Annotated in this window: 1 protein-coding gene; it reads left to right on the top strand. The window is 58.7% G+C overall.

Annotation, left to right across the window (positions count from 1 at the left end; translation table 11 throughout):
- Window positions 1-20: 20 nt before the first annotated feature.
- On the top strand, window positions 21-552 hold a 532-nt coding region (locus NW837_RS15190; RefSeq protein ID WP_414332464.1), incomplete at its 3' end, for a CHC2 zinc finger domain-containing protein.

The following is a 552-nucleotide window of genomic DNA, read 5'->3' as shown; positions in this document are numbered from 1 at the left end:
GGTCAGGATCCCCCGAAGCCATGAGCGGTCTGCCCCCCGATTTCATTCAGTTGGTGCGCCAAAAGGCCGACCTCGTGGAAGTGGTGGCCGAAAAAGTGGTGCTGCGCAAGCAGGGAAAGAACTTTGTTGGGCTTTGCCCTTTCCACAACGACCACAAACCCAGTTTTCAGGTCAGCCCCAGCAAGCAGATCTACAAGTGCTTCTCCTGCGGGGCAGGGGGAGATGTGCTGCGCTTTGTCATGCAGACCGAGCATCTCTCCTTTGCCGAGGCCGTGCGCCACTTGGCGCGGCGATACCACATCCCTCTGCCCACTCGCCACACCGAGGCGCAGCCCTTGGGATCCCTTGATGAGCGGGAGCTCTCCCACCGGGAAAAGCTGCTGGAGATTTTGGCCATGGCTGCCGATTTTTATCGGCATGCCCTCCGATCCCAGCTAGGATCCGCCGCCCGCCAGTACCTGCACAGCCGCCACTTGAGCGAAGAAACTTTGCAAAAATTTCAAATCGGCTTTGCTCCCCCCGGCTGGCAATCTCTCTACGAATACTTGGTCA

The organism is Synechococcus sp. R6-10, from assembly GCF_047461815.1.
Taxonomy (GTDB): domain Bacteria; phylum Cyanobacteriota; class Cyanobacteriia; order Thermostichales; family Thermostichaceae; genus Thermostichus.
This window is presented reverse-complemented; position numbering and strand designations above follow the sequence as displayed.